Origin of the sequence: Parvibaculum sp., from assembly GCF_039680535.1 — a bacterium.
GTDB lineage: Bacteria > Pseudomonadota > Alphaproteobacteria > Parvibaculales > Parvibaculaceae > Parvibaculum.
This window is the reverse complement of the sequence record NZ_JBDKSS010000018.1, coordinates 15,756-35,628: the sequence shown is the minus strand read 5'-3', so window position 1 is coordinate 35,628 and position 19,873 is coordinate 15,756. Positions and strand designations below refer to the sequence as shown.

Sequence of the window (19,873 nt, the reverse complement as noted above, 5' to 3'; positions counted from 1 at the left end):
AAACAGAATTCCTGTTGAGGGATCGGCCCGAAAAAAGGGCCTCGACCCTTATACAGATCGAGGCCCTCAGCGAAAAGACAAGGGGCGCAATGGTGGGGGGCGCAATGATGGACGAAGCGACGCGGGGACGCGCCGCCTTCCGCGCCTACATCAGGGCGTAATAGATGCAGGCCGCGGCTGAAATGAGCTGGCCGGCCCAGGTGAGCACCGTGCCGACGAGGCGCGGCGGCGTCGAGGCGCGGGCGGCATTGGTGAGGCCAATGGCGTGCAGCAGGCGGCCGACCGTCAGGAAAAGGCCGGCGATATGGAGGACATAGATCGAGGCAGAAAGAAGATGCAGAGTGACGAGGCCGACAAGCGCGATCGGCGTATACTCCACATTGACCACATGGGCCCGGTTCGCATTGTAGAGCTTCTCGTCCTCACCCGTGCCGGTCATCACGTTTGAGCGGACGCGGTTCGCAGAAACGCGATAGGCGAGAAACAGGTTGATGAGGAGATTGAGGCCGACATAGACGCCCACGATCTCCAGCGAGTAATTCAACATGAGGCCCTCCGATGGGGGATCACGCTCCGCCGCAACGCTGCATTGGCGTGATTCGTTTAAGCCGCAGGGACGCTAGCATGCCGAGGTCCGCATGACATCCGCAGAGGCAAGAATCGAAATCCATGTTGGCGACATTACGCGGTTGCCGGTAACGGCCATCGCAAATGCAGCAAATGAGGCGCTGGCACCGGGCGGCGGCGCTTGCGGTGCGATCTTCCGGGCAGCGGGGCCGGGGCTTGCGGAGGAGTGCCGCGCCCTGCGCGGCTGCATGACGGGCGATTGCAGGCTCACCTCCGGCCATGGGCTCCCTGCCCGATGGATATTGCACTGCGTCGGGCCGGTCTGGCATGGCGGCGGGCGCGGGGAGGCAAGGCTCCTCGCCTCCTGCTACACGCAGGCGCTGGCAATCGCGGCTGAACGGAAGTTCGAGAGTGTTGCCTTTCCGGCGATCTCGACCGGCATTTACGGCTATCCGCCAGCAGAGGCGGCTGCCGCGGCGGTGGGCGCGATCAGGGCGCATCTGGCGACGCATGAATGGCCTCGCCGTGTCGTGCTGGTCGCCTTCGATGGAGCGGCGGCGGGTCCGCTCAGGGCCGCGCTGGAGGCGTGAGGCCGCAGAGCGCGCGTTTCACGCATTTGTGACCCGGATGCACATTGCGGCGTTCCGCCCTCCGGGCGCATGCTACCTTGTCTGGTCCTTGGGGGGCCGAGGAGTGCCATGCAGCTTCGGAACAGCGCGACCCGCTTTGGCCTTGTCGCCATCTCCCTGCATTGGCTGATTGCGCTGCTCTTTCTCGCGATGATCGCGCTCGGTCTCACCATGACGGCGCTGGCGCTGACAGATCCGCTCAAGTTTCCGCTGTATCAGATCCACAAGTCGATCGGCGTCACGATCTTCGCGCTGATGGTGCTGCGGCTCTTCTGGCGCCTGAGCGGCGTGGTGCCGCCTCTGCCGGCGACGTTGACGGCGTTCGAACGCCTGGCCGCGCTGCTCGCCCATTGGGGGCTCTATGCGATCCTCATCGCTATGCCATTGACGGGTTGGGTCATCGTGTCGGCCTCACCGCTCGGCATTCCGACGATCCTCTACGGGATCGTGAAGCTCCCTCATATCGGCTTCATCGCAGCGCGGGCCGACAAGGCCGTCATCGAGCATCGGGCGGAACTGGTTCATGCGCTGCTCGCCTGGAGCGGCGTCGCGCTGGTCGTCCTCCATGCGGGCGCCGCGCTCCGCCATCATTTCTGGCTCGGCGACGATGTGATGAAGCGTATGCTTCCCACGAAAGCGCTTTTCGCGCGCGGCAAGGAGCCAGGACGATGACCCATTTCCTCAGACCGCTCGCGCTTGCGACTGCGTTGATAAATGTCGCGGCCGTTCCTGCTGGGGCTGCGACGCGCTGGGAAGCGGCGAAAAATCCGGCGGCGATTTCCTGGGAAGGGCTGCAGGGCGGCAATGTCTTCACCGGACATTGCCGCACATTCGATGCCGCGATTGTTTTCGACCCGTCGGACCTCGTGCATTCCTCGGTGAAAGTCACCATCGACATGGGGGCTTGCATCACCGGCGACCAGCAGAAGGATAGCTACCTGCCGCAGGAAGGCTGGTTCGGTGTTGCGGACTTTCCCAAGGCGATTTTCGAAGCGACGAGCTTCCTGCACCAAGGCGGCGACAAATACATCGCCGACGGAACATTGACGCTCAAGGGCGTGACGAAGAAGGTGGAATTGCCCTTCACGCTCGATATCAGGGGCGATACGGCGCATGCCGTGGGTGAGACGACGCTGCAAAGGCTCGCCTTCGGCGTCGGCGCGGGCGATCAGCTCTCCTCGGCCGATGTCGCCGGGCCCGATGTCAAGGTGAAGATCGATCTCACGGCGACGAGGAAGAAGTGAAGCGCCAATTCGTTCATATCGCGCTCGTCGTTGCGGGCGCTCTCCTGCTCGGCGCCTGCGTAGCGCTGCGCGTTGCCACGCATGAGGTGAAGGACGACCCGGTGGCGGCAAAGCCCGGCACCTATCGCCTCGATCCTCGCCATTCGAGTCTCATTTTCGATGTCGATCATTTTTCCTATTCGCGCTTCGTCGCGCGTTTCGACAAGGTCGAGGCGGTTCTCGACGCCGCGCCGGCGACGCCCGAGACGAGCAAGCTCCGCGTGACCGTCAAGGCAGCAAGCGTCGATACGAATGTGGCGGAGCTGGACAGGATGATCGCGGGCAAGGATCTCCTCGATGCCGGGCGCTATCCCGACATTACCTTCGAGACGACGGCGCTGAAGCGCACGGGCAGGAAGACCGGCGAGATGACCGGCAGTCTGACGATGCACGGCAAGACGAGGCCGGTCACGCTGGCGGTTACCTTCAACGGCGCTGCGCCCGATCCGCTGACCGGCGACGATACGCTGGGCTTTTCCGCCACCGGCAGTTTCAACCGCGCGGATTGGGGGCTCAACGCCTGGTGGCCGGCGGTCGGAAACGACGTTCATGTTTCGATCCAGGCGGAGTTCATCAGGAAGGCGTCGTGAGGCAGAGCGGTTCTTCCGCTTATGAGTCTTCGCGGAAATAACGATGGAATTTTTATCCGCGGACGACCTAGTGTCCCGCGCGGAGCGGCACTTGCCGCGACGTGCTGTCATTCGGTCGTCATCATGCGTTTCATCACCTATCCTCTCGAATATTATCTGCTACATGGCGTAAGGCCGGACGGCCCGACAGTCGGGCATTATTCGGGAAAGCCAGTCGCGGATGTGGTGATCGACGCTTATGAGCGGCGCTATGTCTTTACCGGGCTCGCGCCTCGTCGCAACGATGGCCGCTACGATCTTGGAAAATTGCGGGACGGCGAATTTCTGCTCGAGCCCGGACTCGTCTATCGCCTGCAGTAATTTTCTCTATCATGAAATAGAAGAAGGGACGCGGCCGGAGAGCAGGCGCGCGTCCCTTCATTACCGCCCCGGGAAAGTGGAGCGGCTGTAGGTCATTCGTCCTCTTCCAGGCGGGATTTCATCTGGAGCACAAAGCCGCGATAGGTTCGGCCTTCCTCGATGGCAAAGCGAAGAGCATGCTCATTTGAGCGAAAACGTCCGCCGAAGAGGCCGCGATCGCCGCGGACTTCCCACAGGCCGTTGGGGAGTTCGATCACATCGATGGTGGTGAATCCGGTTTTTGGTTTTTCCGCCTTGCGCAACGCGCTATGCGCGGGATCGGCGGGAAAATCTGGAAGAAGATAGGCGCGAGCAGACATGAAACCACGTCCTGGCTGTTTCAACGGTACCGCGGTGCCGGAGCATGAGGCGTTGCGGATGATGGTAGGGTAGAAAAAAGTGCATAAATGATCGAGACGGGTTTCTTCCTCCGCGCATAAAGAGGCGGCAGGTGGTTGCTTGATTTTCAGAATTCGCGCCTTATTTCTATTCCAATGAGGTGGTCCGGGCCCCTCTGGCGATGGAGGCGTCCATCGCGATGTCGGACCTGTGCATCTCTGCGCTGCCGCGGCGCGTTAGATCTGAGGTCTTCATGGAACTCTTCGGCACCCCCATCTGGGCCTGGGGCGCCTTTGCAGCAATCGTCGCCGGACTTCTCGCCTTCGATCTTGGCGTTCTTCACAAGGAAGACAGGGAAATCGGCGTCCGCGAGAGCCTCTGGCTGTCGGCGGGCTATATCGCCATCGCCTGCCTGTTCGGCACGGGCGTCTGGCAGATCCTGGGCGCGGAGCATGGGCTCGATTTCTTCACGGGCTTCTTTGTCGAGAAATCTCTTTCTCTCGACAATGTCTTCGTCATTTCCCTGATCTTCAGCGCCTTCGCCATTCCGCGCCTCTATCAGCATCGCGTGCTCTTCTGGGGCATTCTGGGTGTGATCGTGCTGCGCGGCGCGATGATCGGCCTTGGCGCGGCGCTGATCGCCGAGTTCCACTGGATACTTTATGTCTTCGGCGGTTTCCTGGTCGTCACCGGCATCCGCATGGCCTTTGCCGAAGAGCATGAACGGCCGATCGATCAGCAGCCGCTGGTCAAGTTCCTCCGCCGCCATATCCGCATCACGGACAAACTCCACGGGCATGATTTCTGGGTCTGGGCGAACCATGACAAGAGCGGCCGCGTGGTGCGCTACGGCACGCCGCTTCTGCTTGCGCTGGTCCTGATCGAGTTCACGGATCTCGTCTTTGCCGTGGATAGCGTGCCCGCCGTCTTCGCGATCACGCAGGATCCCTTCATCGTCTATACGAGCAATATCTTCGCGATCCTCGGCCTGCGCGCGCTTTACTTCGCGCTCGCCGCCGTCATCCACCGCTTCGCCTATCTCAAATATGCGCTGGCGGCGGTGCTGGTCTTCATCGGCGGAAAGATCTTCTATGCCGAGTTCGTCGAGAAGGTGCCCGCCGTGATTTCGCTTGGCGTCACCTTCGGATTGCTTGCGGCCGGCGTTCTGGTTTCTCTCGTGAAGACGAGGGCGACCGCGGCCTGAAACAGGCTTCAGCGCGTGTAGACAGCGCCCGTGCCTGTGCCTGCTACCGGCTGCGCGATCTTGCGGGCGGCGATAATGAAGGGCGGCGTCGCGCCAAGGGGCGGCAGGGCGTCGCTCGCGGCGGACCTGAACGTGCTGCGATCAAGATCGACCCAGATATGGGCGCGCTCGCGCGACTGCCGCTTCTTCCAGACATAGGGCGCGTCCTGCCACCCGACGATTTCCCGCTTCAGATTGTCGAGTACGAATTCGCCGCGATCCGTCTCGACGATCAGGACCGAATGGTAGGCCCCATTCCACTGTTCGACCGTCGCGATGAGAACGGCGCTGGCGGGCCAGCCGCGTTCGATCAGCATCTTGCGCTTCAGCAGCGCGAGGTCTTCGCAGTCGCCGCCGCGCTCGTTCGGATAGGTCCAGTATTCGCTGCGCTGATAATTGTCTTCATCGGCGATCTGAGGCAGACGGTTGACATAATCGTTCACCGCGTCGAGTTCCGACCAGCGCCTGGGCGTGAGCGAAGGCGTGGCGGGCTCGTTCGTGCCGACTTCGCAATCCTTCTCGCTGCGCAGGCAGAAGTCGATGAAGCCGAAAGGCGGCACCACCTGCTGTCCCGCGGGCATGTAGGAGGAGAGCATCACACCGCGTCCGGAATCCTGATGAGCCTCGCCGTTTACGCCACTGCAACCCGTCAGCATCGAAGCGAGGAACAGCCCGCTCACGATGCGTTTCCACCAAACGCCACTCATCAATCACTCCGGATATCGCGCTTCAAAATTTGCCGCGCCTTCTTACGCGATAAATAATGGAGGAGATTAGCGAGCGGCCAATTCACCATACGAATCTTGCAAAATTCACATGGAAATTTTGTCGCAGTCCCGCGATGGAACGGATTTTGTGTGAGTAAGATGAAAAACGAATATTCCCTACACAGAATAAAACACGACGAGCCCCACCGGCGCTTCCGGGCCGGCGGGCCGTATTGCGAAGGCCTTCGCGGAAATTATTTCCAGATCGGCTTGCCGGTGCCCGGAAGTCCGAGCGAGCTCCATTTGCGCGTCACTTCGTCGACGACGTTCTGATCCATGCGGATCTGCGTGCCCCATTCGCGCTTCGTTTCGGGCGGCCATTTGTTGGTGGCGTCGAGGCCGATCTTGCCGCCGAGGCCCGACTCCGGCGAGGCGAAGTCGAGATAGTCGATGGGCGTGCCTTCGATCAGCGTCACGTCGCGCACGGGATCCATGCGCGTCGAGATCGCCCACATCACGTCCTTCCAGTCGCGCGCGTCGATGTCGTCGTCCACGACGATGAGCCATTTCGTGTACATGAACTGGCGCAGATAGGACCAGGCGCCCATCATCACGCGCTTGGCGTGGCCCGGATAAGCCTTCTTCATCGAGATGACGGCGATGCGATAGGAGCAGCCTTCCGGCGGTAGCCAGAAATCGACGATCTCCGGGAATTGCTGCTGGAGAAGCGGAATGAAGACTTCGTTGAGCGCCTCGCCGAGCACCGAGGGCTCATCCGGCGGCCTTCCGGTGAAGGTCGAGAGATAGATGGGCTTCTGCCGCATGGTGATCGCGGAGACGGTGAAGACCGGGAATTTCTCGACCGAGTTGTAATAGCCCGTGTGGTCGCCATAGGGGCCTTCGTCGGCATATTCGTCGAGCGAGACATGGCCCTCGATGACGATCTCGGCTTCGGCCGGCACCTTCAGCGGCACAGTCTTGCAGTCGACGAGTTCGACCTTCTGTCCACGGAGAAGCCCTGCGAACTGATATTCGGACAGCGTGTCGGGGACGGGCGTGACGGCGGCGAGGATCGTGCCCGGATCGGCGCCGATGACGACGGCGACAGGCAGAGGCTCCGACTTCTCGTCCTTCCAGCGGCGATGATGCTGCGCGCCGCCGCGATGTGCGAGCCAGCGCATGATGGTCTTGTTCTTGTCCAGCACCTGCATGCGATAGATGCCGAGATTGTAGTCGTCCTCGCGCCTGGTGCCGGGGCCCTTGGTCACGACGAGCGGCCAGGTGATGAGCGGCGCGGGCTCGCCCGGCCAGCAGGTCTGGATGGGGAGCGCGTTGAGGTCGATGTCGTCGCCCTTCAACACCACTTCCTGGCAGGGCGCGGAGGAGACCGTCTTCGGCTTCATCGCCATGACGGTCTTCAGAAGCGGCAGCATGGAGAAGGCTTCGCGGAAGCCGCCCGGCGGCTCCGGCTGGCGGAGGAAGGCAAGGAGTTCGCCCACTTCGCGCAAATCCTTGGCGCTGCGTCGCTCGACGCCGTCCATTGTCACGGCGAGCGCCACGCGCTCCACCGTGCCGAAAAGGTTGATGAGCACGGGCATGGGCGAGGGGCTGCCATCCGCCTTTATCGCGTTTTCGAAGAGGACAGCCGGTCCTCTTTCCGCGAGAAGCCGCGTCTGAATCTCCGTCATTTCGAGCACGGTCGAGACGGGCGCCTTCACACGGGCGAGGTCGCCTGTCTGGTCGAGCCGGTCGAGAAAGTCGCGGAGGGAGGAATAGGACATGTGAATTCCGGAATAGGCGCTGCTGCTGGCGGGGAGAATGCCGGAAAGCGGGGTTCAAGCCAAATCGGCGCGGATGGGCGTCCCGTTAAGGGAATGCCAACCTTGGGGGCCTAGCTTCAATTCAACACAAATTGGAGCCAATCCATGGGCCGGGCAACGACCGCTCCCCAAATACGCAAACGCTGGGCCGGTGGCGAGATCGACGCCGACCCCTTCGCGCTGCCGCAGCGCGTGACCATTCCCGCGCCCGATCCGCTGCCGCGTCTTTTCGGCTTCATCCGCTATGCCGACATCCGGAACGATGTGGTGAAGGCGACCGATTCATCGCCGATTCTCGGTCCGTTCGTCTGGACGGAGCCGCTTTCGGCCTATCGTGGCGTGGCGCTTCGCGTCGCGCATCGCAGGGCCTCAGGCACCATGCCTGTCATCCTTGTCGAAATGGTGCATGGAACGAACGAAAAGCATTCGGTCGTTCTCAATGCATCTTTCGATGGGTCGGATTCCGCCGCGCGATGGCGGAGCTGGGCACGGGTGCTGCGCCTGCCGCTTCTGCTCGAAGATCGCGGCGGGGAGTTGCAGGAGGCCGAACGGCGCCTCGGCCCCCTGCGCATCAATGCACCTCAGCCGCATGCGGGCGCCAATCCGCTCTCGGCGAGGCGTCCCATGACCTTCGGCGCCACGGGCCGCCCCCGGCTCTTCCAGCAGCGCCTTTCGACGGGCACGCGGCCGCTGGCTTATTGAGCGGTCAGATCTGCCCGATGAAATCGCGCTTGCCGATCTGCACACCTGCATGGCGCAGGATGTCGTAGGCGGTGGTGGCGTGGAAATAGAAGTTCGGCAGGAAGAAGTGGAAGAAATACTGGCTGCCCTTGAGCTTCAGCTCGTTGCCGCCGATCTTCAGTACGACTTCGCGATCCTCCGCACCGTTGATCTGTTCCGGCGTCACGCTTTTCACGAAGGCGACGGTTTTTGCGATGCGGGCCTTCAGCTCGTCGAAGGTCTTTTCCGTGTCGGCATAGGAGGGGATGTCGATGCCGGCGAGGCGTGCGGCGCAGCCTTTGGCCTGGTCCGTCATGATCTGGATCTGGCCCGAGAGCGGGATCATGTCCGGCGCCAGGCGATAGCCGAGGAGCACGGCGGGATCGATCTTGCGCTCCTCGCAATAAGCCGCCGCCTTGTCGAGCACGGCGGAGATGCTTCCGAACATCTGGAGCATGAGCGGGATCGATGCCTGATGCATGTTGAGCGTCATGGTGTTTCCTCTGTCTTGTTCTATTTGTGGCAGTGCAGGGTCATGTCGGGTGCGGGCGGCCGGGGATCAAGAGACCTTCCATCAATCTTCGCCGCACGGTGTATAGTTTCGGCAGAGCAAATCAGGAGGACGACATGACCGATCGCGCGGGCGACCAGGGGGCAGCCAATCTCATCCACCGTTTTCGGACGGGTTACATGGTTGCCGGCAGCATTCTGATCGCGGGCGGCCTCCTCGCCATTCTCTTTCCCTATTTCGGAACGCTGGCGACCACCATTTTCGTGGGCTGGGTTCTCATCCTGTCGGGCGCCGTCGAGATTCTTCACGCGCTGAGCGTGCGGGGCGCACCTGCCATCGTGCTCAATATGCTGGCCGGACTTCTCAGCCTCGGCGTCGGCACGCTCATCCTGAACGATCCCATGTCGGGCGTTTTCAGCCTGACGCTGTTTCTTGGCGGCTTCCTCGCCGCCGACGGCGTCATCCGCATCCTCTCGGCGACGCAGATGGCCGGTGTGCCGGGGCAGGGATGGGTAATCATGAATGGTGTTTCAAGTCTTGCCCTGGCAGGGGCGCTGCTCTGGTTCCTGCCAACGGCCTCGCTTTACGCGCTGGGCATCCTGCTCGGGATCGACCTCATCGTCGCGGGCAGCACGCTCTTCTTTCTCGGCCGGGTGGCCAAGGTGTTCGAGGATCTGGTCAGCGGGAAAGAGTGAACATTGGTTCACTTTTTATATGACGCGCCAGACACTCGTGTTTCTGACGTCCGTGTCCTCAAGCTCCCGGGTGGTCTTCACCGCATAGGAGATCAGTTTCTCCAGACCGGATTTCGGCAGATAGGTGCGGCCCGGATCGCCGATCAGGGCCGTCGCCCCGCCATCGACCAAGGAATGAACCCACTTTTCAATGCGTTCGGCCAGCGGGCGCTCGTAGCACATGTCGCCGATCAGGATGACGTCCCACCCCAGATTGGGCGAGCCGACAATATCGTCGGTGGTGACATTGAGTGAAACGCCGTTCACTTCCGCGTTGAGGCGGATGGAGGCGGCGGCGAAGATGTCGATATCGGCGGCAAGAACTGAAGCTGCATTCGCCTTCATGGCGGCAATGCCGATCATTCCCGAGCCCGAGCCGAAATCCAGCACGCGCTTGCCGCGCACGACTTCCGGATGGTCGAGGATGTAGCGCGACAGCGCCTGACCGCCTGCCCAGGCAAAGGCCCAGAAGGGCGGGGGCAGGCCCGATTTTTCGAGTTCCTCTTCCGTCATCTGCCAGATGGGCACGATCTCGCTGGCAAGGTGAAGCTTCACCTCCGGCACCAGTGGCGGCTCATGCAGCGCGGTGTTGGCGCGGATGAAGGCGGCGGGATCTTGAGAGGTCATGCGAAGCGGGCGGGCGTCGCCGCGAGAATTTCGCGCGCCTTGTCGCTGTCCTTCGCGATCTGCGCCTTCAGCGCGTCGAGGCCTGAGAATTTCTGCTCGGGGCGCAGGAAGTCGATGAAGGAGACGGCGGCGTGATGGCCGTAAACATCGCCTGCGAAATCGAAGATATGGACCTCAAGGAGCACGTCCTCCTTGTCGAAGGTCGGGCGCCTGCCGAGATTGGCGACGCCGTCATGGACGCCCTTGTGCGGGCCGTCCTCGAACTCGATGCGGACGGCATAGACGCCGAAAGCGGGCTGCACGTGATCTTCGAGCGCGAGATTGGCGGTCGGGAAGCCGATGGTGCGTCCGCGCTGGTCGCCGCTGCGCACATGGGTTTCGACCGTCCACCAGTGACCGAGCAGACGCGCCGCGCCCTTCGGATCGCCCTTGCCGAGAAGGTCGCGAATGCGCGTCGAGGAAATCGTATGTCCGTCCATCGTTGCTTCCGGGACGATGGAAACGCCGAAGCCTTCCATCTCGCCCATATAGGAGAGCACGCTGGCGTCGCCCGCGCGGGCCTTGCCGAAACGGAAATCGTAACCGGCGACGACATGCACGGCGCGGAGCCCGTTCACCAGAACGTCCATGACGAATTCCGGCGCGAGTTTTTTCGACATTTCGGCGTCGAAGGGGAGTGCGGCGAGAATGTCGACGCCGAGCGCTTCAAGCAGCCGCGCCTTGGCGCGGAAGGGCGTCAGGCGAAAGAAGGGCTCGTCGGGAAAGAAGAACTGCTTCGGATGAGGCTCGAAGACCAGCACGCCGAGGGGAACGCCAAGATCATGGGCAACGCGGGCCGCCTCGCCGATGACGCGCTGGTGGCCGAGATGCACGCCGTCGAAATTGCCGAGCGCGAAAACGCCGCCCTGAAGCGCTGCCGGCACGTCGGCATATTGGCGGATGATGTGCATCAGGCCGCAACGCTCCGCAGCGCGGGGAGAGGGTTCTCCATGCGCCTGTTCAGAACTTCAATGCTGCAGCCGACGGTGACGGTCATCGCGGACTCGCTTGGGGTCAGGGGTTGCGGCGCGCACTCTATCGCGTGCAGGTGCGAAATCACAAGGGATGAACGTTAATTCAAGGGGCTATCTGCGGTGATTTGGGCGCGCAAATGTCCTACCAGATCAGGCGGGGCATGGCGGCCACGGGCTGCACGCCAGCTCCGGCGCAGACCTTTGCCACCAGTTCCGCCTGCGGATGCTCGGGGTCGGGGCCGCAGGCCGCTGCGGCGATGCCGCCGGTAATGAACAAGGCGTCGATGCCCTGGCCCCTGGCGCCCTTCATGTCGGTGGGCAGGCCGTCGCCGACGGCGAGAATATGGGCGTCGGGGATGGGGCGGCCCGAAATCTCCATCAGCCTGTGCCGCGCGATGCCATAGACCGGACCGTGGGGCTTGCCGAAATAGGTGGCCGAGCCGCCCATTTCCTCATAGAGCCGCGCCAGCGCGCCCGCGCAATAGATGTGGCGGGGGCCGCGCTCCACCACGATGTCGGGATTGGCGCAGATGAGCGGAAGGCCGCGCGCGACGAGGCGGGTGAATTGCTCGCGATAGTCCTCCGGCCCCTCGACCTCGTCGTTGAAGGGTCCGGTGACGAGGATGAAGTCCGCATGTTCTTCATCGACGAGCGAGACATTCGTGCCGTCGAAAAGCGGCAGGTCGCGCTCCGGGCCGATGTGATAGCAGGCGCGGCCATAGGTGTGGTTCGCAAGCGCCTCGCGCGTTGCATCGCCCGAAGTGAGGATGCCGTCATAGGCGTCCGACGGAATGCCCAGACGTTGAAGCATCGCAGGAAGCTCCGTCGAAGGGCGCGGCGCGTTCGACAGGAGCAGCACATGGCCGCCCTTGGCGCGAAACTTCAAGAGCGCCTCGGCGACGCCGGGATAGGCCTCGCGGCCATTATGCAGCACGCCCCAGACGTCGCAGAGCAGCGCGTCGTAGCGATCGGCGATGGCGGAGAAACCGGGAATGAGGGGTACGGATCTGCCGGTTGTCACGCTCGTCTCACGCCTGTTTCAGAAACACGATTTCGGTGATGCCATATTGGCGGCGGTCGATTTCCTCGAAGCCTTCGGGCGCGGCGAAGCGCGAGCTTGCGGCTTCCTCGACGACGCAAAGCGCGGTGGGTTCGAGCCAGCCGCCATTCTTCGCGGAGATGAGCGCCAGTTCGGCGAGGCCCTTGCCATAGGGAGGATCGGCGAAGAGCAGCGAGAAGGCGGGGCCGACGCTGCCGGGCCTGGGGCCGAGCGTGGTCGCGTCGCGCTTGTAGATCTTCGCATGGCCGGTGAGGCCGAGCGCTTCCATGTTCTCGCGGATCGCGCCCCGCGCATCGGCGTCTTCTTCCACAAAGAGCGAGAAGACGGCGCCGCGCGAAATCGCCTCGAGGCCGAGCGCGCCGGTTCCGGCGAAAAGGTCGAGCACGCGCGCGCCTTCGAGGTCGAAGCCCTCGAAATCAGCATGGGCCAGGATGTTGAACAGCGCCTCGCGGATGCGGTCGCTGGTGGGGCGCACATTGTGGCCGGGCGGCGCCATGATGGCGCGGCCCTTATGGGTTCCGCCGACTATTCTCATCTCTTGCCATTGGGTTTGCCGCGAGAGGGCCTGCCGCCGCCCGCCGGTTTTCCTGCCCCGGGCTTGCCCGCGAAGGCTTTACCGCCCGCAGGCTTTGCGGCGAAAGTCTTGCCTGTGGCGGGCTTGCCCCCAGCCTTGCGCAGATCGGCCCGCGTCTTCTGCTTCGGGCCGCCGGGCTTTCCGCCCTCCGCTTTCCTGGGTGTGTAGAAACTGTCTGTGCTGGGGCCGCGCTCGCGCTCCTGCCTTCTGCCGCCTGCGCGGTCCGGCTTGCTGCCGAAGGTCCGGTCCTGCTTTTTGTCGCGCGCGACCGGCGACTTGCCGGGCTTGGCGCCGGGTTTGGCACCTGCCGGGGCGCCGGGCTTTTTCGCGGGCGCCTTGCCGGCAGGCTTTCTGGTGGGGCTGAACGTCACATCTTCGGCGAGGTCGATCTTCGCCTTGAAGGCTTCGCCATGCGCGCCGAGCTGATCCATCAGTACACGGTTCGGCACCTGCTTGACCTCGCCTTCCAGAAGGTCGCCGATCTGGAAGGGACCGAAGGAAAGACGGATCAGCCGGTTGACGGTGAGGCCGAGCGCGCCGAGCACGCGCTTCACTTCACGATTCTTGCCTTCCTTGAGGCCGACGGTGAGCCAGACATTCGAGCCCTGCACCTTGTCGAGCGAGGCTTCGACGGGGCCGTAGCGCACGCCCTCGACCTCGATGCCGTCCTTCAGCTTGTCGAGCGCTTCCTGCGTAATGTCGCCCCAGGCGCGCACGCGGTAGCGCCGCGTCCAGCCGGTGGCGGGCAGTTCGAGCAGGCGGGCAAGCTCGCCGTCATTGGTGAGAAGGAGGAGGCCTTCCGTATTGATGTCGAGGCGGCCGACCGAGACGACGCGCGGCATGTCGGGCGGCAGGTGCTCGAAGACGGTCGGGCGGCCTTCCGGGTCCTTCGCGGTGGTCACGAGGCCGGCGGGCTTGTGATAGCGCCAGAGCCTGGTCGGTTCGAACTGGGGCAGAACCTGGCCATCGACCGTCACCCGGTCGCGCGGCGTGACATTGAAGGCGGGCGACGACAGCACCTTGCCGTTGACCGAGACCTTGCCCTCCTCGATCAGGCGCTCTGCGTCGCGGCGCGAGCAGATGCCTGCGCGGGCGATGACCTTGGCGATGCGCTCGCCCTGCCGCGCCTCGGCGGTGGAGGGGGCGGGCTTGTGTTTGCTCTGATCGGGCCGGGGCTGGCCCGGTCTGGCGGTTCTGGGGGCGTTCATGGCCCTTCTTTATCAGGCGCACGCGCGGGCCGGAAGCCGCGTCTTGACGAGGTTCGGCCCCGCGGGCACGGTCCCGCCCATGACCGAAGCGCCGAAACCCGCCCCGACCTTCATGGACCTTGCCTTTGCGGAGGCGGAGGCCGCCGGGTTGCGGGGCGAAGTGCCCATCGGCGCTGTGATCGTCGATGGGGCTGGCACGCTCATCGCAGCGGCGGGGAACCGCACGCTCGAACTCAGGGACCCGACCGCTCACGCCGAGCTTCTGGCGATACGCGAGGCCTGCGCCCGATTTGGGTCAGAACGTCTGACGGGTTGCGATATCTATGTGACCCTCGAACCCTGCCCCATGTGTGCGACGGCGATCTCGTTTGCGCGGTTGAGGCGCGTGTATTTTGCCGCCCCGGACGAAAAGGGCGGCGGCGTCGAGCATGGTCCGCGCATTTTCGCGCAATCGACCTGCCATCATCGTCCCGACGTCTACGGGGGTATCGGCGAACGCCGCGCCGCAGACATGCTTCGCGATTTTTTTGCACTGCGGCGAAACTGAAGAGCCGGACTCATTTCCGGTTGCCTCTTTCCGCCGCGGCGCGATTTGACTCGTGATTTGCGGAGATCAACCCGCTACAGTCCCTGCCACTCGCTATTGGAGCGGGGAGGCCGCGAGGCCGCCTCGCTCAAACCAAACTTCGAGGGAGACGATATGGACTTCGAATATTCCGACAAGACGAAGGAGCTGATGGCTCGCCTGAACCGCTTCATGGACGAGCATATCTATCCGAACGAAAAGACCTATGACGCGCAGATGGCCGCGTTCCGCGCCCAAGGCAATCCCTGGCAGGTGCCGCAGATCCTTGAGGATCTGAAGCCGCTCGCCAAGAAGGAAGGCCTGTGGAACCTCTTCCTGCCCGAGTCCGAACTCGGCGGCGGCCTGACCAACATGGAATATGCGCCGCTCTGCGAGATCATGGGCCGCGTCGGCTGGGCCTCGGAAGTGTTCAACTGCTCCGCGCCCGACACCGGCAACATGGAAGTGCTGGAGCGTTACGGTTCCGAGCGTCACAAGAAGGAATATCTTGTGCCGCTGCTCAACGGCGAAATGCGCTCGGCCTATCTCATGACCGAGCCGGATGTCGCTTCGTCGGACGCCACCAATGTCTCGACGCGCATCGAGCGTGACGGCAACGAATACGTCATCAACGGCCGCAAGTGGTGGTCGTCGGGCGTCGGCGATCCGCGCTGCAAGATTTCGGTCGTCATGGGCAAGACCGATCCGAAGGCCGACACCTATCGCCAGCAGTCGCAGATCCTCGTGCCGCTCGACGCGCCGGGCGTGAAGGTCGTCCGTATGCTGCCGGTGTTCGGCTATGACGATGCGCCGCATGGTCACGCCGAAGTCATTCTCGAAAATGTCCGCGTTCCGGCCGAGAACCTGCTTCTCGGCGAAGGCCGCGGTTTCGAGATCAGCCAGGGCCGCCTTGGACCTGGCCGCATCCATCACTGCATGCGCACCATCGGCGTCGCCGAGCGCGCGCTTGAACTCATGGTGAAGCGTCTGCTCACGCGCGAAGCCTTCGGCAAGAAGATTGCCGAGCATTCCGTGTGGGAAGAGCGTGTGGCCCGCGCCCGTATCGACATCGAGATGGCGCGTCTGCTCACGCTGAAGGCCGCCTACATGATGGACACGGTGGGCAACAAGGTTGCCCGCGCCGAGATCGCGATGATCAAGGTTGCGGCGCCGAATGTCGCGCTCCAGATCATCGATGATGCGATCCAGGCGCATGGCGGCGGCGGTGTGACCACCGATTTCGGCCTCGCCAGGATGTATTCGGGCATGCGCACGCTGCGTCTGGCCGACGGTCCGGACGAAGTCCACGCCCGCACCATCGCCAAGCTCGAGTTCAAGAAATACTCGAACAAGGTACGCGCCGCTGCCGAGTAAGGCAGGCATGAAGAAACTGAACGGCCGGTCCAGACAAGGGATCGGCCGTTTTGGTGCCGAGGGAAGTTTCCATGAGCATGAAACTCTACAACGCCCAGCTGTCGCCGTTCTCGGCGCGTGTTCGCCTCGCGATCTATGCGAAGGGCCTCGATGTCGAGATCGTCGACGGGTTCAGTACGCCGGAACTCGAGGCCGAGGTCGAGCGGCTCAATCCGATGCACAAGGTGCCGACGCTGGTGTTCGACGGCGAGGCGCTGCCTGAATCGGAAGTGATCTGCGAATTTCTCGAAGATCTGGGGCGCGGGCCTTCGCTCCGGCCCACAGACCCGCTGGAAGCCGCCCGGGTGAGGCTCCTGTCACGCATCGGCGACCTCTATGTCATGGAGCCGATGAACAATCTTTTCGGGCAGATCAATCCCAAGGGCCGCGATCAGGCCCTGGTCGACCGCATGCTGACGGAACTCCGCAAGGGCATCGGCTGGCTTTCCTTCTATCTCGACGGCGCGCCCTACGCGGTCGGCGGCAAGCTCTCGCTCGCGGATTGCACTCTGGCGCCGATGCTCTTCCTCTATGTCGAGGTCGGGCCGATGTTCGGCATTGCCGATGTGTTCGCGATTGCGCCGACGCTGCGGAGCTACTACGAGGGACTAAAGAAAGATCCCCATGTCGCCCGCGTTCTGACGGAGCTGGACGTGGCGCTTCGCAAGGCCATGGGGCGCTGAACGCTTCTATTGAGCGGCCACCATTGCCGGCATGAGCGGCAGATCGACATTGACGCTCGTGCCGCGGCCCAATTCGCTTTCGATGCTGAACGTGCCGCCGTGCAGTTCCGCCAGTGAGCGGACCAGCGCGAGGCCGAGGCCTGTCCCCTGTTTCGAGAGATCGGCGTCCAGCGAGGCCTGTTCGAAGGGTCGCGCGAGACGCGGCAGATCTTCCTTCGCGATGCCAAGACCTGTGTCGGTCACATTGAAGCGCACACCGCCCTCGATCGCGCTCACGCCGGCCTGAATGTGACCGCCCCTCGGCGTGAACTTGATCGCGTTCGAGAGAAGATTAAGAAGAATCTGCTTCAGCGCGCGCGTGTCGGCGACAAGCGGGATGGCTGAAATATTGGCCGGTATGCAGGCCTCAAGCGCAAGACCGCCCTCATCGGCGCGGGGACGGACGAGGCTGACAGTGGAACTCACAACGGTCGCAATGTCGGTGCGCTCGTAATGGAGATCGTATTTCCCCGCCTCGATCTTCGACATGTCGAGAATGTCGCTGATGAGGTCGAGGAGAAGGCCGCCGCTCTCGTTTATGAGATGCGCGTATTCCACATAGCGCGGATGGCCGAGCTTGCCGAACATCTCCAGCTTCAGCATTTCCGAGAAGCCGATGATGGCGTTGAGCGGTGTGCGAAGCTCGTGACTCATATTGGCGAGAAAGCGCGACTTGGTGCGGCTCGCGGCCTCCGCGCGTTCCCGCGCCTCCAGCAGCTCGAACTCCTGCAACTTGCGCTCGCTCATGTCGCGTGTCGTGCCGATCAGCTCGGTGATGGCGAGCGTGACCGGGTCGCGCACCGGACGCATCGTCGTTTCCACCCAGACATGGTGGCCAAATTTGTGGCGGAAGCGATATTCGAGGCGCGCCGTCCCGTCATCTTCGAGAAGCTGACCGTAGTAAGCAGCCACGCGGTGCCGATCGTCGGGATGGATATATGGGGTGACCTCCGCGATCTGCGCCATCTCTTCGGGCGTGTAGCCGAGAATGCCTTCGACCGAGGGTGAAATGAAGACGAGCTTTCCGTCCGGCGTGATGTGATGAATGATGTCCGAGGCGCGTTCCGCGAGCAGGCGGTATTTGGCCTCGCTCTGGCGCAGCGCTTCTTCAGCCCTGATCTCCTCGGTCACATCTTCCACGAGGCCCACCAGCGCGCCCACTTCTCCATGCGCGTCGAGTTCGCCATAGGCCTGTGTCTTGATGTGCCGATAGCTGCCATCGCCGGCGAGGAAGCGCGTCACGGAAATGACCGGTTCCCTGGTCTCGAACGCATCGAGAAATTTCGACAGGAGCTTGTCGCGGTCGTCGACATGGACGAGATCGAGATGCCAGTCGCCCCCAGTGGGAAGGTCATCGAGCGGTCGGTCGAGGATTTTCGCGACGCCTTCCGACCATGTGGGCGCCATGGCGCCCTTCGTCCACCGCCAATGACCGAAGCGGGCAAGGCGTTCCGCTTCGTGGAGTTGCTGCGCGAGGCGGCGCGCCTCCGTCACATCTCGCGAGACGCAGAGGATCGCGCCGACATTCGGATCGCCAAGCAGGTTCTTCGCCCGCGCTTCCACCCAGCGCCAGCTTCCGTCGATATGGGGCAGACGGAATGTTTCCATCGACACCCAGTCGGGGGAGCGTGTGCAGGCGTCGAGACGCTCGCGGACACGCTCGCGGTCATCCGGATGAACGGCCTCGACGACACTCATGCCGATCATGGGCATCGGATCGAAGCCTAGAACCTCGCGGACAGCGGGGCTGTGATAGCGGACGCTGCCTTCCGCATCGAGCAGCGTCAGAATATCGCCTGCATTTTCGATGAGAGCGCGGAAGAAGTTTTCGCTCGCGCAATGCGGCGGGGCGCCGTCGCGCGATGCGGACGACGATTGTTTTTCCGGCTGCACATTCTTGCGACGAGCCATCTTCCACCCCGAATCCGGCCTGACAGGCCATCCGGACGGCGGCGCCACTTCCTGTGTGCCACGCCGGACGGGAGAAGATTAAAGTTAGAGCTTTAACATTTGTTGAAGCGCGGGCGTTTACGCTTCGCTAACCATGCGCGTCCCGGCCGCTAGTCCTTGCGCTGAAGAATCTCCCAAGCATTGTCCGCGAGATTGCGGCACGCGTCGCCGAGCGTCATCGCGCGCTCCGAACTCGCATTGCCGTCGAGCCCGCGCTTGTAGACGCCCTGGCTGATGGAGGCGAGACGGAACATCGAGAAGGCGAGGTAGAAGTTCCAGTTCTCGATCCCGTCGCGGCCAGCATGGCGGCAATATTCGGCGGCATATTCCGTGTCCGTCGGGATGCCCGGCGTCTTCTTCCTGTCGATCGGGCCGACGCCGCCGGCGACGCCGAGCAGGTCGTACATGCAGTTATAGGCGACATCCGCCAGCGGGTGACCGATGGTGCAGAGCTCCCAGTCGAGCACGGCGATCATGCGCGGCTCGGTGGGGTGGAACATGGTGTTGCCGAGGCGGTAGTCGCCATGGGCGATCGTCACCGATTGCTCGTCGGGAATGTGTTCGGGCAGATACTTGATCAGCTCTTCCATCGACGGAATATCGGTCGTCTGCGCGCCGCGATACTGCTTGATCCAGCGGCCGATCTGGCGCTCGAAGTAATTGCCGGGCTTGCCGAAATCGCCGAGGCCGACCTTCTCGTAATCGACCTTGTGGAGACGCGCGAGATTTTCGGCGAGGTTCGAATAGATCGCCTTGCGCTCGGCCTCGCTCGATCCGGGCATGGTCGACTCGCGGAAGACGCGGCCTTCGAGATATTCCATCACGTAGAAGGACGTGCCGATGATGCTGTCGTCCTCGCAGAGCGCATACATGCGCGGGACCGGCACATCCGTGTCGGCGAGCGCCTTCATGACGCGGTATTCGCGGTCGATCTGATGGGCGCTTGCGAGGAGCACGCCCGGCGGCTTCTTGCGCATGACATAGCGCTTCGTGCCCTTTGGGCCCTCTTCGGTCAGCAGGAATGTTGGGTTCGATTGGCCGCCGGAGAACTGGCGCACGTCGAGCGCGCCGGTGAAGCCGTCCACCGCTTCGCGGCAATAGGCTTCGAGCCGCTTCACGTCGAAGCGATGCGCTTCGCGCACGTCGCCGATCTCGCCTTCCGCGTTCTGCTGCGCTGTGTCGGCCATGGCCGTCTCTCC

At 63.1% G+C, this 19,873-nt stretch carries 23 protein-coding genes; 11 read left to right on the top strand and 12 right to left on the bottom strand.

What is annotated here, in order from left to right; all coding sequences use genetic code 11:
• Window positions 1-145: 145 nt before the first annotated feature.
• Window positions 146-547: an MAPEG family protein gene (locus ABFC66_RS13085; RefSeq protein ID WP_346741408.1), complete on the bottom strand. Its 402-nt coding sequence runs from the start codon at window positions 545-547 to the stop codon at window positions 146-148.
• A gap of 91 nt (window positions 548-638) precedes the next feature.
• Here ABFC66_RS13085 and ABFC66_RS13080 point away from each other — a divergent pair, with 91 nt between their 5' ends.
• From ABFC66_RS13080 to ABFC66_RS13060, 5 genes are all read left to right on the top strand, one after another.
• Entirely contained in the window at window positions 639-1,157 is a 519-nt protein-coding gene (locus tag ABFC66_RS13080; RefSeq protein ID WP_346741407.1) for a macro domain-containing protein, read from the top strand.
• Window positions 1,158-1,265: 108 nt separating this feature from the next.
• Entirely contained in the window at window positions 1,266-1,868 is a 603-nt protein-coding gene (locus ABFC66_RS13075) for a cytochrome b (RefSeq protein WP_346741406.1), read from the top strand.
• The gene (locus ABFC66_RS13070) at window positions 1,865-2,440 is read left to right on the top strand and encodes a YceI family protein (RefSeq protein WP_346741405.1); all 576 of its coding nucleotides are present in this window, start codon (window positions 1,865-1,867) and stop codon (window positions 2,438-2,440) included. Before ABFC66_RS13075 ends, ABFC66_RS13070 begins: the two co-directional genes overlap by 4 nt.
• Window positions 2,437-3,069, top strand: coding sequence for a YceI family protein (locus ABFC66_RS13065; RefSeq protein ID WP_346741404.1), 633 nt, complete (start codon window positions 2,437-2,439; stop codon window positions 3,067-3,069). Before ABFC66_RS13070 ends, ABFC66_RS13065 begins: the two co-directional genes overlap by 4 nt.
• Window positions 3,070-3,192: 123 nt before the next feature.
• On the top strand, window positions 3,193-3,429 hold the full coding sequence (locus ABFC66_RS13060) for a hypothetical protein (protein WP_346741403.1): 237 nt from the start codon (window positions 3,193-3,195) through the stop codon (window positions 3,427-3,429).
• Window positions 3,430-3,521: 92 nt separating this feature from the next.
• Here ABFC66_RS13060 and ABFC66_RS13055 read toward each other — a convergent pair whose 3' ends face one another.
• Complete coding sequence (locus tag ABFC66_RS13055) at window positions 3,522-3,788, bottom strand: hypothetical protein (protein ID WP_346741402.1); 267 nt, start codon at window positions 3,786-3,788, stop codon at window positions 3,522-3,524.
• 272 nt (window positions 3,789-4,060) lie between these two features.
• On the opposite strand from ABFC66_RS13055, the gene ABFC66_RS13050 reads away from it, so the two are divergent.
• Window positions 4,061-5,011 (top strand): TerC family protein, encoded by a 951-nt coding sequence (locus ABFC66_RS13050; protein WP_346741401.1) that lies wholly within the window; start codon window positions 4,061-4,063, stop codon window positions 5,009-5,011.
• 8 nt (window positions 5,012-5,019) lie between these two features.
• On the opposite strand, the gene ABFC66_RS13045 is transcribed toward ABFC66_RS13050, so the two are convergent.
• Both ABFC66_RS13045 and ABFC66_RS13040 read right to left on the bottom strand, forming a co-directional pair.
• The gene (locus ABFC66_RS13045; protein ID WP_346741400.1) at window positions 5,020-5,757 is read right to left on the bottom strand and encodes a transglutaminase-like cysteine peptidase; all 738 of its coding nucleotides are present in this window, start codon (window positions 5,755-5,757) and stop codon (window positions 5,020-5,022) included.
• A gap of 254 nt (window positions 5,758-6,011) precedes the next feature.
• Window positions 6,012-7,538 carry a UbiD family decarboxylase gene (locus tag ABFC66_RS13040; RefSeq protein ID WP_346741399.1) on the bottom strand — a complete coding sequence of 509 codons (1,527 nt, stop codon included), beginning with the start codon at window positions 7,536-7,538 and terminating at the stop codon, window positions 6,012-6,014.
• 144 nt (window positions 7,539-7,682) lie between these two features.
• On the opposite strand from ABFC66_RS13040, the gene ABFC66_RS13035 reads away from it, so the two are divergent.
• Complete coding sequence (locus tag ABFC66_RS13035; RefSeq protein WP_346741398.1) at window positions 7,683-8,279, top strand: DUF6101 family protein; 597 nt, start codon at window positions 7,683-7,685, stop codon at window positions 8,277-8,279.
• Window positions 8,280-8,283: 4 nt separating this feature from the next.
• On the opposite strand, the gene ABFC66_RS13030 is transcribed toward ABFC66_RS13035, so the two are convergent.
• Window positions 8,284-8,790: a DUF1993 domain-containing protein gene (locus ABFC66_RS13030; RefSeq protein WP_346741397.1), complete on the bottom strand. Its 507-nt coding sequence runs from the start codon at window positions 8,788-8,790 to the stop codon at window positions 8,284-8,286.
• Between the two features lie 134 nt (window positions 8,791-8,924).
• Between ABFC66_RS13030 and ABFC66_RS13025 the strand changes: the two genes are divergently transcribed.
• Complete coding sequence (locus ABFC66_RS13025) at window positions 8,925-9,503, top strand: HdeD family acid-resistance protein (protein WP_346741396.1); 579 nt, start codon at window positions 8,925-8,927, stop codon at window positions 9,501-9,503.
• Between the two features lie 15 nt (window positions 9,504-9,518).
• Here the strand turns inward: ABFC66_RS13025 and ABFC66_RS13020 are convergent, their stop codons facing one another.
• From ABFC66_RS13020 to ABFC66_RS13000, 5 genes are all read right to left on the bottom strand, one after another.
• On the bottom strand, window positions 9,519-10,169 hold the full coding sequence (locus tag ABFC66_RS13020; RefSeq protein WP_346741395.1) for a methyltransferase: 651 nt from the start codon (window positions 10,167-10,169) through the stop codon (window positions 9,519-9,521).
• The gene (locus ABFC66_RS13015) at window positions 10,166-11,119 is read right to left on the bottom strand and encodes a bifunctional riboflavin kinase/FAD synthetase (RefSeq protein ID WP_346741394.1); all 954 of its coding nucleotides are present in this window, start codon (window positions 11,117-11,119) and stop codon (window positions 10,166-10,168) included. The genes ABFC66_RS13020 and ABFC66_RS13015 overlap by 4 nt, the downstream gene beginning before the upstream one ends.
• Before the next feature lie 205 nt (window positions 11,120-11,324).
• Window positions 11,325-12,203: a TIGR01459 family HAD-type hydrolase gene (locus ABFC66_RS13010; RefSeq protein ID WP_346741393.1), complete on the bottom strand. Its 879-nt coding sequence runs from the start codon at window positions 12,201-12,203 to the stop codon at window positions 11,325-11,327.
• 7 nt (window positions 12,204-12,210) lie between these two features.
• A complete protein-coding gene (rsmD, locus tag ABFC66_RS13005; RefSeq protein ID WP_346741392.1) occupies window positions 12,211-12,777 on the bottom strand; it encodes a 16S rRNA (guanine(966)-N(2))-methyltransferase RsmD in 567 nt (188 codons plus the stop codon).
• Window positions 12,774-14,024, bottom strand: coding sequence for a pseudouridine synthase (locus ABFC66_RS13000; RefSeq protein WP_346741391.1), 1,251 nt, complete (start codon window positions 14,022-14,024; stop codon window positions 12,774-12,776). Before ABFC66_RS13000 ends, rsmD begins: the two co-directional genes overlap by 4 nt.
• 79 nt (window positions 14,025-14,103) lie before the next feature.
• On the opposite strand from ABFC66_RS13000, the gene ABFC66_RS12995 reads away from it, so the two are divergent.
• The 3 genes from ABFC66_RS12995 to ABFC66_RS12985 all read left to right on the top strand — a co-directional run bounded on the left by ABFC66_RS12995 (window position 14,104) and on the right by ABFC66_RS12985 (window position 16,685).
• Window positions 14,104-14,571, top strand: a complete 468-nt coding sequence (locus ABFC66_RS12995) for a nucleoside deaminase (protein ID WP_346741438.1) — start codon at window positions 14,104-14,106, stop codon at window positions 14,569-14,571.
• Window positions 14,572-14,724: 153 nt separating this feature from the next.
• Window positions 14,725-15,963: an acyl-CoA dehydrogenase family protein gene (locus tag ABFC66_RS12990; protein ID WP_346741390.1), complete on the top strand. Its 1,239-nt coding sequence runs from the start codon at window positions 14,725-14,727 to the stop codon at window positions 15,961-15,963.
• 71 nt (window positions 15,964-16,034) lie between these two features.
• Window positions 16,035-16,685, top strand: a complete 651-nt coding sequence (locus ABFC66_RS12985) for a glutathione S-transferase family protein (protein WP_346741389.1) — start codon at window positions 16,035-16,037, stop codon at window positions 16,683-16,685.
• A 6-nt stretch (window positions 16,686-16,691) separates the two neighbouring features.
• Here ABFC66_RS12985 and ABFC66_RS12980 read toward each other — a convergent pair whose 3' ends face one another.
• On the bottom strand, window positions 16,692-18,635 hold the full coding sequence (locus ABFC66_RS12980; RefSeq protein WP_346741388.1) for a PAS domain S-box protein: 1,944 nt from the start codon (window positions 18,633-18,635) through the stop codon (window positions 16,692-16,694).
• A 149-nt stretch (window positions 18,636-18,784) separates the two neighbouring features.
• Window positions 18,785-19,861, bottom strand: a complete 1,077-nt coding sequence (locus tag ABFC66_RS12975; RefSeq protein ID WP_346741387.1) for a phosphotransferase — start codon at window positions 19,859-19,861, stop codon at window positions 18,785-18,787.
• Window positions 19,862-19,873: the final 12 nt, after the last annotated feature.